General features: G+C 53.8%; 13 protein-coding genes, 1 pseudogene and 1 riboswitch. Of the genes and pseudogenes, 5 read left to right on the forward strand and 9 right to left on the reverse strand.

The genetic code is table 11. From position 1 onward, the window contains the following. From VAE48_RS01250 to VAE48_RS01260, 3 genes and pseudogenes are all read right to left on the reverse strand, one after another. Window positions 1–663: pseudogene (locus VAE48_RS01250) on the reverse strand (carboxypeptidase M32); the annotation flags it as partial. A 67-nt stretch (window positions 664–730) separates the two neighbouring features. Next, window positions 731–1,672: a hydroxyacid dehydrogenase gene (locus tag VAE48_RS01255; RefSeq protein WP_322791490.1), complete on the reverse strand. Its 942-nt coding sequence runs from the start codon at window positions 1,670–1,672 to the stop codon at window positions 731–733. 146 nt (window positions 1,673–1,818) lie between these two features. Continuing rightward, a complete protein-coding gene (locus tag VAE48_RS01260) occupies window positions 1,819–2,271 on the reverse strand; it encodes an RpiB/LacA/LacB family sugar-phosphate isomerase (RefSeq protein WP_322791491.1) in 453 nt (150 codons plus the stop codon). 30 nt (window positions 2,272–2,301) lie between these two features. Here VAE48_RS01260 and VAE48_RS01265 point away from each other — a divergent pair, with 30 nt between their 5' ends. Continuing rightward, on the forward strand, window positions 2,302–2,883 hold the full coding sequence (locus tag VAE48_RS01265) for a hypothetical protein (protein WP_322791492.1): 582 nt from the start codon (window positions 2,302–2,304) through the stop codon (window positions 2,881–2,883). Here the strand turns inward: VAE48_RS01265 and VAE48_RS01270 are convergent. Then, window positions 2,864–4,390 carry a hypothetical protein gene (locus VAE48_RS01270; protein WP_322791493.1) on the reverse strand — a complete coding sequence of 509 codons (1,527 nt, stop codon included), beginning with the start codon at window positions 4,388–4,390 and terminating at the stop codon, window positions 2,864–2,866. The genes VAE48_RS01265 and VAE48_RS01270 overlap by 20 nt on opposite strands. A gap of 13 nt (window positions 4,391–4,403) precedes the next feature. Beyond that, window positions 4,404–5,846 carry an NADP-dependent isocitrate dehydrogenase gene (locus VAE48_RS01275; protein ID WP_322791494.1) on the reverse strand — a complete coding sequence of 481 codons (1,443 nt, stop codon included), beginning with the start codon at window positions 5,844–5,846 and terminating at the stop codon, window positions 4,404–4,406. 157 nt (window positions 5,847–6,003) lie between these two features. On the opposite strand from VAE48_RS01275, the gene VAE48_RS01280 reads away from it, so the two are divergent. Further along, complete coding sequence (locus VAE48_RS01280; protein ID WP_322791495.1) at window positions 6,004–7,089, forward strand: hypothetical protein; 1,086 nt, start codon at window positions 6,004–6,006, stop codon at window positions 7,087–7,089. Here the strand turns inward: VAE48_RS01280 and VAE48_RS01285 are convergent. From VAE48_RS01285 to VAE48_RS01300, 4 genes are all read right to left on the reverse strand, one after another. Further along, a complete protein-coding gene (locus VAE48_RS01285) occupies window positions 7,086–7,811 on the reverse strand; it encodes a TPR end-of-group domain-containing protein (protein ID WP_322791496.1) in 726 nt (241 codons plus the stop codon). The genes VAE48_RS01280 and VAE48_RS01285 overlap by 4 nt on opposite strands. 30 nt (window positions 7,812–7,841) lie before the next feature. Then, window positions 7,842–8,261, reverse strand: coding sequence for a secondary thiamine-phosphate synthase enzyme YjbQ (locus VAE48_RS01290; RefSeq protein ID WP_322791497.1), 420 nt, complete (start codon window positions 8,259–8,261; stop codon window positions 7,842–7,844). A 12-nt stretch (window positions 8,262–8,273) separates the two neighbouring features. Then, a complete protein-coding gene (gene ppk1 / locus VAE48_RS01295; protein WP_322791498.1) occupies window positions 8,274–10,406 on the reverse strand; it encodes a polyphosphate kinase 1 in 2,133 nt (710 codons plus the stop codon). A 186-nt stretch (window positions 10,407–10,592) separates the two neighbouring features. Further along, window positions 10,593–12,554: a diguanylate cyclase gene (locus VAE48_RS01300; RefSeq protein WP_322791499.1), complete on the reverse strand. Its 1,962-nt coding sequence runs from the start codon at window positions 12,552–12,554 to the stop codon at window positions 10,593–10,595. A gap of 195 nt (window positions 12,555–12,749) precedes the next feature. Between VAE48_RS01300 and VAE48_RS01305 the strand changes: the two genes are divergently transcribed. The 3 genes from VAE48_RS01305 to VAE48_RS01315 form a co-directional block, all read left to right on the forward strand. Beyond that, on the forward strand, window positions 12,750–13,457 hold the full coding sequence (locus tag VAE48_RS01305) for an isochorismatase family cysteine hydrolase (protein WP_322791500.1): 708 nt from the start codon (window positions 12,750–12,752) through the stop codon (window positions 13,455–13,457). A gap of 153 nt (window positions 13,458–13,610) precedes the next feature. Beyond that, on the forward strand, window positions 13,611–15,422 hold the full coding sequence (gene thrS / locus VAE48_RS01310) for a threonine--tRNA ligase (RefSeq protein ID WP_322791501.1): 1,812 nt from the start codon (window positions 13,611–13,613) through the stop codon (window positions 15,420–15,422). 97 nt (window positions 15,423–15,519) lie between these two features. Beyond that, window positions 15,520–15,639: riboswitch (SAM riboswitch) on the forward strand. A 78-nt stretch (window positions 15,640–15,717) separates the two neighbouring features. Next, window positions 15,718–15,921, forward strand: a 204-nt coding sequence (locus VAE48_RS01315; protein WP_416181006.1) for an S-adenosylmethionine synthetase N-terminal domain-containing protein, incomplete at its 3' end; no start/stop codon positions are given.

The raw sequence follows: 15,921 nt of genomic DNA on the forward strand, positions 1-15,921 counted from the left end.
GTAACCGAAGCGGGTGGCCACCTCTACACCAAAATTCCACTGTTTTTGATCGTCATACTTTAGATGCAGGAATGAATCATCCACCTGTGGACGGGTTGCAATTGCCTGAATCAGTTCAACCTGTTGGGGGCGCAGGCGGGCAAAAATTTCCTGCACTTCCGCAGTTTTCAGCCCGGGTTCAAAATCGTCCAGCAGGGGGTCGTATACATGATCGTAAGGAGCGAAGTAACTGGCGTATTCCCGGCGCAGTTCGACAATCTTTTCCAGATGCGGCTGAAACAAAGCAAAGTTCGATTCGCTGCGTGCTTGCACCCACGCACCCTGTGCCATGGTCGTTACACGGGCATATTCGGCAACTTTTTCTGCCGGCACGCGGGTCTGTTTGTCGTACTCGCGTTTAGCCAGTTTAATCAGACGGGCATCATCGGAATCGGGGTCAAGGGTTTGAGCATAAGGAACCAGTTCATCCAGCAATTTACCCACTTCGTCCGAGGTGGCCATCTCATGCACCAGCCGGGAAAGGGTAGCCATCTGCTCACCGCGTTCTTCTGCACCTTTGGGGGGCATGTAGGTTTGCTGATCCCATCCCATCAGTGCGCCGATCATCGAAAGATCCCAGATGGTCGCCATTTTTTCTTTGAGGAGGTTCAATTTTTCCTGCATGGGTGATCCTTTCTTCAAAAAAATTTGAGCGGGGAGTTGAACTGCCCCGCTCCATTCTACCTAAAAATCAGGCAACTTTCCAGCGTAACGGTTCGCCTTTTAGGGCGGCCAGAACTTCGGTGGCAATGTCCTCGGCGGCGCGCACCTGCGCCTCCACCGTTTGAGCGCCAATATGCGGCGTGCAGACCACACGCGGGTGTGAAACAAGGGGTGTAACGCCGGGCGGTTCCACGGCAAACACATCCAGACCGGCGCCGGCTACTTTGCCGGATTCCAGGGCAGCCAGTAAAGCTTCTTCATTAACCACGCCGCCGCGGGCTGCGCAGATGAGGTACACGCCGTCTTTCATTTTGGCAAAGGCATCTTCGTTGATCAAATTACGGGTGGTGTCGTTGAGGGGGGTGTGAATGGAAATGATGTCGGACTGCTCCAGGAGATCATCGAGGGTGGAGGAGCAGCCGCAGCGTTGTTCAATTTCTTCGCGGGTGCGAAGCGGGTCGTAGGCGATGACGTTCATTTCAAAGGCACTGGCGCGCTGCGCCACTGCCGAGCCGATCCGTCCAAAACCAATGATACCGAGGGTTTTACGCCACAGTTCACCGCCTTCCATTTCTTTTTTCAGCCATTTTCCGGCTTTCATCCCGGCATCAGCGCGTGGAATTTCACGCAGGACGGCCAGCATCAGTCCCATGGTCAGTTCGGCCACGGCAATGGTAGTTGCGGTGGGGGAATTGACCACGGTCACCCCTTTGGCTTTGGCGGCATTCAGGTCAATGTTATCCACTCCAACGCCAGCGCGGCCGACGACTTTGAGATTCTTCCCCGCTTCGAAGACGGCAGGGGTCACTTTGGTGCGTCCACGCACGATCATCGCATCATAATTACCAACGACCTGCAGCAATTCCTCTGCCGAAATTCCGGAGTGGTTATCCACTGTAGCAAATTGCCTCAAAATTGCCTGCCCGTTTTCTTCCAATCCATCGGTCAGCAAGACTTTCCATTCACTCATGACAGGTACTCCTTCTTCCGTTGTAGATGGGATTATGGAAATGCGGGGAGAACCCCCTCTGACATTGTACCTTAAGTAATCTGCAAGACAGGGATTCTAGATAAAAATCATCCCCCAATCCTGACGAATTTCCCGCCGAAAGAGCTTCATTTGTCCAGTTCCTCGATCAGTTTCAAACAGGCATCGTCGGTGGGATTGGGCTGGTAGGAGGTGTTGAACCAGGTTTGCAGGATTTCGCGCGCCACTGCTTCGCTGGTCAAGCGCAGGGAAAGACACAAAATATTGGCATTGTTCCACAATCGCGCGCCGCGGGCCGTTTCAGCATCCACACACAGGGCAGCGCGGATGCCGCGCACTTTATTGGCTGCCAGGCTGACCCCCGTGCCGGTCCAGCAAAACAAAATACCCTCATCGGCTTTGCCATGCGCCACTTCTTCGGCAACGCGCCGGGCGACCACCGGCCAGGAGTGCTGCGGCTGACCGGGCGGGTCTTCCGATCGAGGACCGTGGTAGGTAACGGTGTGACCCATTTTCTCCAGCTCCGCCAGCACTACCCCAACGACATGATGATATTCGTCGGCTGCAACCGATAATTTCATAACTCACCTCCTGTGTTAAAATTGCGCCGGATGAAATTTTGCCTGCATTCCCGTTTGCTTCAATCCGAACCGATGCGCCGCTGCCGGTTGACAGAATGCCGGGCGGCTTGTTGTGTTTATGGTGTCTGGCTGGATTGGGCGGAATGGGAAGAGATTCAGCTTTACGCACCATTAATCATACCGCATATGCCGCCTGATTTGAATGATCCGCGCGGGTGGGTGGACGGCAGGGTGGAGGACGACCCTTTTACTCCCAGCCGGCGGGTGATTCACAGCCGGGTGCTGCCGGATGCCGGCCATTACGGCGGTTCAGCCTGTGTCTTCTTGCGGGATGATTCGAGATGTGCGCTTCAGGTAGCTGGTGAACAGGCCGGGCTGCATCCGTGGCGCTTCAAGCCGTTTTATTGTATTCTGCACCCGCTGGATTTAAGCGAGGATGGCCAGATTACGCTGGACGAACGGGAAGCGCTGCTGGACGAACCGGGCAGCTGCCTGCGTCCCAGCGAGAATGTTCAGCCGTTGGTGAAAGTGTTTGAGCCGGAATTACGCTATCTGCTGGGCATGGATGGCTGGCAGGTGTTGCTTCAAGAAATCAACGAACCTGATAGATAACCACCTGCGGCTGATTCGATACCGTGTAGAGCCGGTCATCCTGCCCAAAATCCATGCCAAACACAACACCCGGCACATTGATGGTGCGCAGATACTGCCCATCCGGGTTGAATACCATGATTCCTTTGATGTCGCTGACGTAAATCCGTCCCTGCGAATCGACCGCTATGGCATTGATTGCTCTGAACTGACTGGCGTCCTCCCCGCCGCTGCCGAAGCGGTTGAGGTACTTGCCATCCGGCGAGTACTTGAAAACACTGGAAACAAAGCTGCCCGCCAGATAAAAATTACCCAACCCGTCCCCGCCAAGATAAGCACTCAATTCACTTTCGCCGGCTACACTTTCAATGGCGTCCTTAACCATCCATTCAATCGTGCCGTCCGGGTTCAGCACGGCCAAATCGTCACCGTTGGCAACCACCGCTAATTGATTGTTGCTGGTGAGGTAAACATCACTGATCGAAAGTCTATCCACTTGTAGGGGGGACAATTCCTCGCCATTCGCCATGTTGCGGCGGTGAATCATGCCGTCATAAACAACATATAAAATGCCATCGCGGCTGACAGCCAGGGAGTGAATGGTTGGTTTACTGGAAGCGCTAAATTGTTTGGAACTTTCTTCGATCCAAAGGTTGAGAAAATTACCCTGTCCGTCGAACTGTTGTACTCGGCCCGAACGGTAATCGCTGACATAAATATTCCCCTGGCTGTCCACAGCGATGCGGCGGGGGTCATCAAAGGTGCCCTCACCAATGCCCTGTTTGCCGAAAACTAACATCACCCGGTCGGGCGCAAAAGGATTCAGCGGCTGCCACCAGCTTTCCAGCGGACCGCCGTCCGAGACCAGCGCCCAAAACACAATTCCAAGGGTTAACAAAGAAACGAGAGTGATAATCAGGAAAGTCAGGCAGCCACTGATAGCGAAAACAGATGCAGCCCCTTTGGCGATTCTGGCAGTTTGTTGATTGCTCAAACGGACGGGTTGTTCCAGCAGGCTGGCAGCCGTCTGCAAGGCGGCCATCGCGCGGCGGGCATCCTCTAAACCTGCTCCGGTCAACTGACGGTAGCGGCGCAAAGCTTCTTCCTCTTCACCATTGCCAATCAGTTCCAGAATTTGTTGGGCATCCTCACCGTTCAGGGTGACCGCCTGGCTGGAAAAACGGTTTTCAACTTCGCCGATTTGTACAATCTGCCCCTGCTCCATCTGGTCAATGATGCGGCGCGCCTCGGCGTCATCCATGGCAAGTTCTTTCAGCAGCAATTGGACGGCTTCTTCTTTGCGTCCCGCACGGGTCAGGTTGGCGGCTTGCCGCAGCGAAGTGGCCAGTTCGGGCAGATTGAACAGGCTTTCTGCCGGGGTAAGGATCGGTTCAGCGGATGGAGACCGCCGTAATTCGGGCGGAACGATGACGGAGGAATGGCAGTAGGCACAGGAAATGACGCCTTGATCTTGAGCGGGTTCTTGCAGCGGGGCCGCGCAGTTTGGGCAGTGAAAGGTTTTACTCATCGGAGATTCTCACTTACTCCCCTTGTCCCAGTGAGTAGGCGCGTTCGCCTTCAAAGGTATAGAGGTGTTCCGTTTTGATGATTTGAAAACCGGCTTCATACAACTGGCCGAGCAATTCCAAAATCTGGCGGTAATCCACTTCTCGTTCGGCGGTGAAACGGCAGCGCCAGTGATCGGTACAGAAGGTTTCCGGGAAGCCGCCGGGATAGACTTTCACACCGCGGTTGGTGATCAGCCGCAGGGGCAATGCCTGAGGGGCCAGCGCGGCTAGACGTTCTCCCAATACTTGTGGGCTGCGGTTGTCCTCGTCCCAGTCCAGAAAGACATCCACACCGACCAGCTGCTTGCAGCACGGCGGCGCGCTTTTCAGCGGGGGCATCTGAATGCCTCCGCTGTGAAAATGAGCCGGCGGCAGGATTTGGGGCTGCTGCCCCAGCCGGTCAATGACCGCCTGTGCAAATTCCTGCGTACCGACCCGCTTTTGACTGATGCCGATGCGGTAAATATCAATGGTGTGGATGCCGTCCTCGAGGGTGCGCAGCCAGGCGTTGTGAATTAATTGGGCTGATTCGGCTAACCCCAGATGTACCAGCATTTGAACGGCGGCTTGCAACAAACCGGAGGGGTTGGCGATCCCTTTGCCGGCAATATCCGGCGCGGAGCCGTGAATGGCTTCGAACATGGCAAAGTCACGCCCGACATTGGCAGAACCGGCCAGCCCGACCGAACCGGCCACCTGAGCCGCCACATCCGAGAGGATGTCGCCGTACAGGTTGGGGGTGACGATGACATCCAGCACTTCCGGCTGGGCAGCCACCCGCGCCGTGCCAATGTCAATGATCTGGTGTTCGGCTTGTATTTCGGGATATTCGGCGGCAATTTCGTTAAACAAACGATGAAAAAGCCCGTCGGTGATCTTCATGATGTTGTCTTTGGTCATGCAGGTGACTTTGCGGCGGCCGTAAGCACGGGCGTATTCAAAGGCGTAGCGGATGATGCTCTCGCTACCGGGGCGGCTGATCAGTTTAAGCACCTGGGTAACCTCGGCGGTCTGCTGGTATTCGATGCCGCCGTACAGGTCTTCCTCGTTTTCTCGGATGATGACTACATCCATGCCCGGAAAAGCCGAGGTCACAAAAGGGGCGTAGGCTTTGCAAGGACGGATGTTGGCAAACAGCCCCAGCGACTTTCGCAGGGTAACATTAATGCTTTTGAAACCGCCGCCCTGTGGGGTGGTGAGGGGTGCTTTGAGCAGAACGCGGTTGCGCCGGATGACTTCCCATGCCGAATCGGGTATGCCGGATGTGACTCCCTGCCGGTAGATTTTTTCACCGATTTCGATTTCATCATACTCCAGCGGCGCACCAGCGGCTTGTATTATAGCCAGCACGGCTTCCATGATTTCCGGCCCGATTCCATCGCCGCGCGCAATGGTGATGCGTGTGTTTTCGCCCATCCTTTATCCTTTTTGACAAGAATTGTTTTCTCTTATAATAACGGTTTATAGATGATTTTTCCACTCCAATTTATGGTGATTATTTGGATAAATCAAAAGCGAGAAATTGCAGAGTGTTTGTAAGCCGTCCAAAGGGTACCTCTCGTATAATTAGAGTATGTTTTCCCCTAAAAACAAAATTGATTTTCTTCTCGGTTTAGCGGTCTTGTGCATTGGCGGCTTAAGTCTGGCTGCCTGTGCCGGGCGAGGGGTGCCCGGTTCGTGGCTGCTGACGCCGGTGGATCAGCCGGTGGTGGTCAGCGCCACCCCCCAACCCTCACCGACCGAAACGCTCGCACTGGAGGAGATTCCCACCCTTGCCCCGCCGCCGGTTACACTGGTTGCGGAGATCACCCTGCCGGCTGAACCCAGCCCGACCCTTTCAGCAACCGCCAGCGCCACCCTGCAGCCCACCGAAGCAGGCACGCCCACGTTTGGCCCCAGCCCGACCCGCACGCGCACGCCGACCCGCACGCGTTTCCCAACCCGCACACCCACCCCCAGCCGTACGCCTACCGTTACCCAAACACCGACCCCGCCGCTGGCATTCATGCGCATACAAAAGCCAGGGCCGTATTCCAAGGTTTCTTCTCCCCTGCAGGTGGAAGCGCTGGTCAGCCCGGGGGAGGATGGTTATGTCTATGTGGAACTCATCGGCGAAGACGGGCGGGTGATTACCCGCCAGGCACTGGATTACCGTTCATTCATGAACCGTTATTTCTATATCAACCCGCAGGTGCCGTTTGAATTGAACACGGCGGCGGAAACGGCGCGGCTGGTGGTGCGCGTGCAAGACCGTTTTCAGCGTCCCATCTATCTCTGTTCGGTCGAGGTGGTGCTGATGCGGCTGGGCAGGAGTGAAATAACCGCCCCGCAAATTGTGCAGGAGCCGTATGTGGTGCGTTCTCCGCGCGAAGGGGCGCTCATCAGCGGCGGGGTACTGCGGGTGATTGGGCTGGCGCGGCTGGTCAATGATCGGCCGCTGATTTTCGAACTGGTGGATGAAAGCGGTCAACTGGTCAGTAATGCGGTCATTGAGCATTCGCAGCCCTACGGCGACCTGAGCCATGTACCGTTTGAGGTATTTATCCCTTATTCGGTGGAGAAAGAAACACCCGTCCGCCTGATCATCCGGCAGGAATCGGCTACCCGCATCCCCGGCACCGTGTGGCTTTCCAGTATATTGCTTACCTTGCAGCCTTAGCCGCCGGTCATTTGTTGAAAACGCGGGTTGTCCCGCAACGCGTCCAGATCGGGGTCCTGCCGCGACCATTCGATCAACGAGGGGTCAATCTGTAAGGATTCTTCCAGCAAGTCCAATGCCTGAGTGTGATTGCCGGTGGCGGTCAGCAGGCAGGCCATATCGTAAAGCAGTACGGCGCGGCTTTTTCCCAATTCCGCAAGGGATGCGAGCTGCTGCAGGGCTTCATCTTGCAGCGAAGTGGCTTTGGAAAGGTTATTCAGTTTGCGGTAAGTGTGGACGAGATGGTGAATGACGTGAATATAACCATTCCCCAAGATATAAGAGAGGAGCGGAATGCCATTCCGCCATTGATAACGAGCGGGGTCGGTAATGTCCTCATCCTCAAATCGATTCAGGGCATCCTGCAGTGCGCGCATCGTATCTTCGGCTTCGCGCAGCAAAGCCGGCAGGGGGGTGTGCTGCTTTTCAAAGTAAACCTGCCGGTTGACCTCATCGTAAGGCGGATAAGACGGCGGCGGTTGATTTCGGAATGTATAAGCCAGCGTTTCGACCATTCTCTGCCGCCAGTAGGTGGTGTGGGCGAGGGAATCTTTGGGCGACCAGTTTTCAAAATTTCCTTCGGCGCTTCGTTCACCATCACTGAGGCTTTCAATCAGGTTCACTTCAGCCTGATAAGCCTTTCGCAGGAGTGAGCCGACCTTTTGAATTAGCGTTTTGCTCATAAAAAACCCTTTCTGCGGGTGCCGGTGGATTTACTCACCGATGATTTTTACCAGCACGCGTTTGCGCCGCCGGCCGTCGAACTCACCGTAAAAGATTTGTTCCCACGGCCCAAAATCGAGTTTGCCGTTGGTTACGGCAACCACCACCTCGCGCCCCATGATTTGGCGTTTGAGGTGCGCATCGGCGTTGTCCTCCCCGGTATTGTTATGCCGGTACTGGCTGATGGGTTCGTGCGGGGCCAGTTGTTCCAGCCATCGTTCATAATCGGCGTGTAAACCCGATTCATCATCATTGATGAACACCGAGGCGGTGATGTGCATGGCGTTGACCAGGCACAAGCCTTCACGGATACCGCTTTCGCGCAGGCATTCTTCCACCTGCAGGGTGATGTTGACAAAACCGCGTCTGGAGGGGATGTTGAACCACAATTCTTTGCGGTAGGATTTCATTGAAGATCCTTTCTAGGGCATGTTTTTGCGCCGCTGCAGAAATGTTTCCTGAGCGTTGACAGGCGGTTCACCTTCCGCCGGTTTGAGCCGTTTGTAGGTGCCGTCGGCATACATCAGCCGGGCTTTGACGTTATCAGCCAGATACAGGTTGAGGATATCCTCGTGAATGGAGCGAACCATGCGTTTATCTTCAATGGGGAAAAGCACTTCCACACGCTGGTTAAGATTGCGCGGCATCAGGTCGGCGCTGCCCATATAAATTTCTTCGTCGCCATTGTTGTGAAAATAATAAATGCGGCTATGTTCCAGAAAGCGCCCGACAATGCTGATGACGCGGATATTTTCGCTCAGCCCTTTAATGCCGGGGCGCAGGCAGCAGATGCCGCGCACAATCAAATCTACCTTAACGCCGGCCTGAGAGGCGCGGTAAAGCCATTCAATGATCGGCTGATCCACCAGCGCGTTCATCTTGAAAATAAGGTGTCCGTTGCCATATTTTTGTTGATGTTCAATTTCGCGGGCAATCATGGCTTCAAATTGCTTACGCAGGTTGATGGGCGCCACCAGCAGTTTGCGGTAATCCTCTTTCAGCGAGTAGCCGGTCAGGTAATTGAACAGGTCGGTAGCATCGGCGGCGATGTCATCATCGCAGGTGAACAGTGACAGGTCTTCGTACACCAGTGCGGTGATATGATTGTAATTGCCGGTGCCCAAATGAACATAACGGCGGATGTGGTCGCCCTCGCGTCGAACAACCAGCGCAACTTTGGAATGGGTTTTCAGCCCCAGCAAACCATAGGTGACATGGACGCCTTCCTGCTCCAGCAGACGCGCCCAGCTGATGTTGCTCTCCTCGTCAAAGCGGGCTTTCAGTTCCACCAGCACGGCGACCTGTTTGCCGTAATCCCGGCGGGCTTGCAGCAGGGCTTTGACCACCGGTGAATTGGAACCGGTGCGGTAGAGAGTTTGCTTGATCGCCAGCACACCGGGGTCGCGGGCAGAAGTGCGTAAAAAATCCACCACCGGTGAAAACGAATCGTAGGGGTGATGCAGCAGGATGTTTTCCTGTTGAATGGCGTTGAAGATGGCATCTTCTTCTGCATCCGGCCCAAAGCGGAGATTGGGCGGGGTGTACGGCACAAATGGACGGTCTTTCAGCTCATGGCGCTCGATGCGGGTCAATTCCATCACGGTGCGCAGGTTGAGCGGGGAATCCAGCACATACACATCATTGCGGTCCACCCGCAGGTTGGCAATCAGCATTTCTTTGAGGGTGTCCGGAATGTCTTTGCGAATCATCAAACGGACAACCGTTCCAAAACGTCGTTTGCGCACGCTTTCCTCGATGGTTTCCAGTAAATCGGCGGCTTCCAGTTCCTGAATTTCCATGTCCACATTGCGGGTGACATGGAAGAGGTGGGCGCCGGTTACCTTCAAACCCGGAAAGAGGTCATCCAGATTGGCGATAATTAATTCAGCCAGCCAGAGGAAGTAATGATGGCGGGGAACGGTACCATCCTTGCGCACGCTGCCCGAGGAACGTTTTATTGGCACCAGTTGCGGGAGGGTATCCGGCACTTTGACGCGCGCAAAACGCTGCTGTCCGTCTTTCCCCTCCAGGGTAATGGCAAGGTTGAGGCTTAAGTTGGAAATATGCGGAAAAGGATGGGCCGGGTCGAAAGCCAGCGGGGTCAGCACGGGGAAGACCGTTTCGTGAAAGTAATCATCGGCGATTTGTTTCTGGCGGGCAGTCAAGTCGCTGTACGAACGAATATGAATACCGGCCTCATCGAGTTGAGGCATTAACTTTTTGTTCCAGTATTCCCGTGCTTCGCTCATGATCTTTTGGGAAACTTTGCGGATCTCAACCAGCTGCTGGGCAGCGGTCAGGCCGTCAATCGAGAGATCCACCACCCCTTCATCGCGCTGCAGGATCAAACCACCCACCCGCACCATAAAAAATTCATCCAGATTTGAGCCGAGGATGCCTAAAAACTTGACCCGTTCCAGCAGGGGATTCGATTCATCCATCGCCTCTTCCAAAACCCGCCGCTGGAATTCGAGCATGCTCAATTCGCGGTTGATATACAGGGCGGGATTTTTGAGGTCAATTGCCTCAACACCAGGAGAAATAATTTCGGGCATTTTTGGCAAACTCGCTTTCTTTTTACCTTTGACCATAGGGGGTTTGACTCGTTTGATCAAATTTTGGATTTCCCTTTTTCGATAGGTGGATAGAGAAAATGGAGAGGCTGTGATCAGTGTATCTCCTATTATACTGAATCCCCCCATCAATTGACTCATCGAGATTAAACCCCCTTTTGGGGCAAGTTACTCAATTCCCGGCAGCTTGTCCTGCTGCTGTGAATAAACGGCAACCCGGTTGCGTCCGTTTTCCTTGGCCTGGTAGAGGGCTTTGTCGGCAGCATCTACCAGTTGATCAAGGCTGATGGGTTTGCCGGGTTCAAAGCAGGCTACTCCCAGACTGATGGTGATGGAAGCCTTACCTTTGGGGGTTGGGATGTGGATCGATTCGACCGCATGACGTAACCGCTCGGCGATGACAATGGCTTCTTTGATGCAGGTTTCAGGCAGCAAAATGATAAATTCTTCACCCCCAAACCGCCCGATTGTATCAAATACGCGCAGGTTGCTGCGGCAACGCTGCGCCAGAGCCTGTAACATCTGATCACCCACCAGATGGCCAAAGGTATCATTAATCCACTTGAAGTGGTCAATATCCAGAAGGATGATGGCCATATGGCGATCATAGCGGTGCGAGCGTTCCAGTTCAGTTTGAGCCACATAATAAAAGTGACGCCGGTTGAATACGCCGGTTAACGAGTCGGTGATGGCCAGTTCATGCAATTTCTGTTCGGCCAGTTTTCGCTCGGTCATATCGCGGAAGGAGAACAACCAGCCGATCTGCTTACCTTCCAGACGATAGGTGGTCATTAAACAATCCACCGTCACACCCGAATGCAAATCCAGCGCGACGGAGGTTTCCTCAACAGAATGCTGGATAATGTTTTCCAGTGCGGTGAGGAAGGGGCTGGCATCCGTCATTTTTTGAGCCAGCATATCCAGCGGATGATGGTCAATCTGATTTTGCCAGTTATTGGGCAAATCAAAGAGTTCCACCAGCCGTTGATTGTGGAGAATAACGTTCAGGTCCTGGTCGAACACGACCAGCCCGGAGGCGGATGACTCAACCGTAGCCTGTAAGAGCGCCATTGAACGGCGCAAATCCACTTCCACCTGTTTTTGCTCGGTGATATTGTGCAGGGTGATGATGTAACCGCTCAGCTCGCCGTTGTCCTGCAGCAGACGGTTGACTTTGACCTGATAATACTGGGTGGTGCCCTTCGCGGGCAGGGAAATCTGGGTTATTTGCATAGAACGTCCGATGCCAAAGTCGGCCCAATTATCGGCCAGCGGCAGCAGGCTGGTGATTTCACGGCCAATCAATGATTCAGCTGGCGCAGAAAGTAGCGCGTACGCTGCCGGGTTGGCATCCAGCACCCGTTTGCTGGTATCCACCACAATGACCGCATCGGACAGGTTTTCAAACAGGGTATCGCGGGCAATGGGTACCAGGTCGAGCAGATGGTGCCTGAAAAGTGACCAGGCGATGATCAGATTGCTGACGCCAAAGGTCAGCGGGAGAATGTCATGCAATTCCAGCGGAATCAGTCCAAGAGCGGTAATGATGCTGACCAGCCAGGGGATGACCGTGCCGATCAATAAGGTCGCCACCTGCCGGCGAAACAGGCGCGGTGCGCCGATGTACTTAACCACAAAAAACAGCGTGGCAAGTGTGATCAGGGTGTATGTGTAAATCGTGAACACCCCATACAACGCCCCGTTCTGGAATTTGAGGTGATAAAACAAGTCGCTTGGGACGATTTGCGGGTTGACTCGGAACAGCCCATGAATGCCATCCAGCCAGATGAATAAAACCAGCAATCCGGCGGGGATGAAAAGATAATTCCAGTTGAAGCGTTTGAAAGGGATCTGCCGGTAGTTATAATCCAGCGCAAAGCCGAAGTAAAAAACCGGCAGCAGCGAGGCTGCCAGAAACTGGAGATTATTCCAGAACAGGTTAATTTCGATCTGGCGGCTGAGGATTTGGAAAATGTAGGAGATGATCCACACCGCTTCGCTGTACGCCAGACCGACCAGCGCGCGGGATGCGATATCCTGCTTACGGGTAGTGGCTAACCGCCCGACCCAAATGCATATCCCCGCTGAAATCAGATAGGGTAACAGGCCTACGATGTAGCGTAGAATCATCAAGTTTCGGTAAGGTAATATTCTGGTGGATTAAATCTAATGATACCGCATAATTGGCGATTCTGATTTAATGATATTGCAAAGTCCACTTGACAAGCCGTGCCAGATTATTATAATGGTGTTGTAAATACACTAATCGCACGTTTATAATTTTTTTTCATTCAATTTGTGTGATTTTTACACGAAGGAGGCGAGATGAGCGATCTGCTTTCGGCCCGATCGAGGGCTTTCGTGGATTTTGTTGAAAAATGGCTGTCTGAAAGACCAGTTTTACCGCTGGCACACGCTGCTCCGCACCCTGAACGAGTTGCCATCCTTTCGGTGGATATGATCGAAGGATTCTGTCATATCGGCCCGCTGGCAAGCCCGCGCATTGCGGCCATCGTTGACCCGATTGTCGAACTGTTCACCAAAAGCTGGCAACACGGCATCCACCATATTTTGCTCAGCCAGGATGCGCACGAACCGGATGCGATTGAATTTGGTGCCTGGCCGCCGCATTGCGTACGTGGGACACCAGAGGCGGAAACCGTAGCGGCCTTCAAAGCCCTGCCATTTTTTGATCAAATGGTCATACTGGAAAAGAATTCCATCCACAGCGGATTGAATACCGATCTCAATCGCTGGTTGGAAGAACATCCCCTGGTGGATACCTTTATCGTCGTGGGTGATTGTACCGATCTGTGTACCTATCAATTGGCCATGCACCTGCGGCTGGATGCCAATGCCCGGCAGCGCCATCGGCGCATCATTGTGCCGGCAAATGCGGTTGAAACTTACCATCGCAGCCTCGAAACTGCCAAAGAGCAGGGCGGTCTGCCCCATGATGGGGATTTACTGCATGCCATTTTCCTCTATCACATGGCGCTCAATGGCATAGAGGTGGTTGCCTGCCTCCAGTAACCCTGACAACAGCAAGTTTCCGGTTTTACCCTCTATGGGTTGGGCAGTAAAATGCTCAACCCAAAACGTTTAAGTGGCTGGAATCCAGCAAAAATTTGTCCATCGAAGGTGGTTGGCTTTTTGATATAATAAGGTACTTCGTGGAGGTGAAGTATGGATCAGAACAATCAAGAACGATATGAAGACAGCGAGTTATACCGCATCCGCCACTCGCTGTCGCACATCATGGCGCAGGCAGTCCTGGAAATGTTCCCGGAAGCCAAATACACCATCGGTCCGCCGGTAGAAAACGGCTTTTACTACGATTTCGACCTGCCGCGCACGCTCACTCCCGAAGACCTGGAAAAGATCGAAAAACGTATGCGTCAGATTGTGGCTGGCAAATATGATTTTGTCCGCAAGGTGGTCAGCGCTGACGAAGCCCGTAAAATTTTCGCCAATCAGCCCTATAAACTGGAACTGATCAATGATCTGGAGCGCGGAGAAACCGATGAGCACGGTCAGCCGCTGGATGAGAAACCGGAAATCTCCATTTATACGCACGGCAATTTTGTGGACCTGTGCCGCGGCCCGCATGTGCAAAACACTTCGCAAATCAACCCTTCAGCATTCAAACTGATGAGTGTAGCAGGCGCATACTGGCGGGGTGATGAGAAAAACCCGCAATTGCAGCGCATCTACGGCACCGCCTGGAAGACGAAAGAAGAATTGGATCGTTACCTGCAAATGCTGGAAGAAGCCAAAAAGCGCGATCACCGCAAACTGGGCAAGGATTTGGAGATTTTCATCTTTGATGATGAGGTCGGCCCCGGTTTACCGCTCTGGCTGCCGCGCGGAGGAATCATTATTGAAGAACTGGAAAAACTGGCTAAGGAAGTGGAAGAACAGGCCGGTTACCAGCGGGTGCGTACCCCGCACCTGACCAAAGAGGACCTCTTCCTGCGCAGCGGACACCTGCCCTACTATGCCGAGAGCATGTACCCGCCTATGGAACTGGAAGGGGTGCGTTATTATGTCAAGCCGATGAACTGCCCCTTCCACCACAAAATCTATGCTGCCAAACCGCGTAGTTACCGCGATTTGCCCATCCGCCTGGCTGAATATGGCACCTGCTACCGCTATGAGAAAAGCGGCGAATTGTTTGGGTTAATGCGGGTGCGTTCCATGCAGATGAACGATGCCCATATTTACTGCTCGGAAGAACAATTTGAGCAGGAGTTTCTGGCAGTGGTTGAGTTGTATTTGAAATACTTTGCCCTGTTTGGCATTGATCGCTATGTGATGCGGCTGAGCACCCATCATAAGCGCGGACTGGGCAAAAAGTATGTGGATAACGAACGCCTGTGGTTGAAGACCGAAGAAATGGTGCGCAGCGCCATGCGCAATGGCGGAGTGCCGTTTGTGGAGGCGGCTGACGAAGCAGCCTTTTACGGCCCAAAGATTGATGTGCAAATCTGGAGTGCCATCGGGCGCGAATTTACGCTGGCAACCAACCAGGTAGATTTTGCCGTGCCGGAGCGCTTTAACCTGACTTTCATCAACCGCCATGGGGAAGAGGAAACCCCGCTGTGTATTCACCGCGCGCCGCTCAGCACGCATGAACGCATGGTCGGCTTCTTACTGGAGCATTACGCCGGCAATTTCCCGGTCTGGCTTTCGCCGGATCAGGTGCGCATCATCCCGATTACCGACTCGCATAATGAATATGCCCGTCAGCTGGAGCAGGAAATGTGCGCGGCCGGCATTCGCGCCGAAGCCGATTTAGGCCAGGATCGCATGAATGCCAAGATCCGCTCAGCGCAACTGCTCAAAATCCCCTATATGGCCGTGGTTGGTGATCAGGAAGTCAGCACGCGCACGATTGCCCTGCGCCGCCGGGATGGCAGCCGGCAGAATGATGTGCCGGTGGAAGCCTTCATTGAACAGGTCAAGGAGCGCATCCGCACCCGTTCGGCAGAATTATGACGCATTCTGGCGAAATTGAAAGGTCAAATTGGTTGACATGTACTTCAACCTGTGTTAATATCTGCCCCAGAACAATTGAATAAGCCCCCAAAAGGCGCTCTTATCCAGAGAGGTGGAGGGACCGGCCCTGCGAAACCTCGACAACCTGAAAACCTGCTGTTTGGAAATGGGTTTTCAAGGTGCCAAGTCCGGCAGAAAGAATTCTGGAAGATGAGAGGGCACTTCTTTTAGAAATAGAAAGTTGCCCCTTGAGGCCAGAAGGGGCAACTTTATTTTACAGGAGGAAACAATCAGAATGAACACCACTTTTATGAACTCGCCGCGTTACCTGTTTACCTCTGAATCCGTAACAGAGGGACATCCGGACAAATTATGCGATCAGGTCAGTGATGCGGTTTTGGATGCCTGCCTGGAGCAGGACCCTTACTCGCGTGTGGCCTGTGAAGCGGCGACCAAAACCGGCTTTGTGCTGGTGTTTGGTGAAATTACCACCCGCGCA

The sequence above is a fragment of the Bellilinea sp. genome, assembly GCF_034432615.1.
GTDB lineage: Bacteria > Chloroflexota > Anaerolineae > Anaerolineales > Anaerolineaceae > Bellilinea.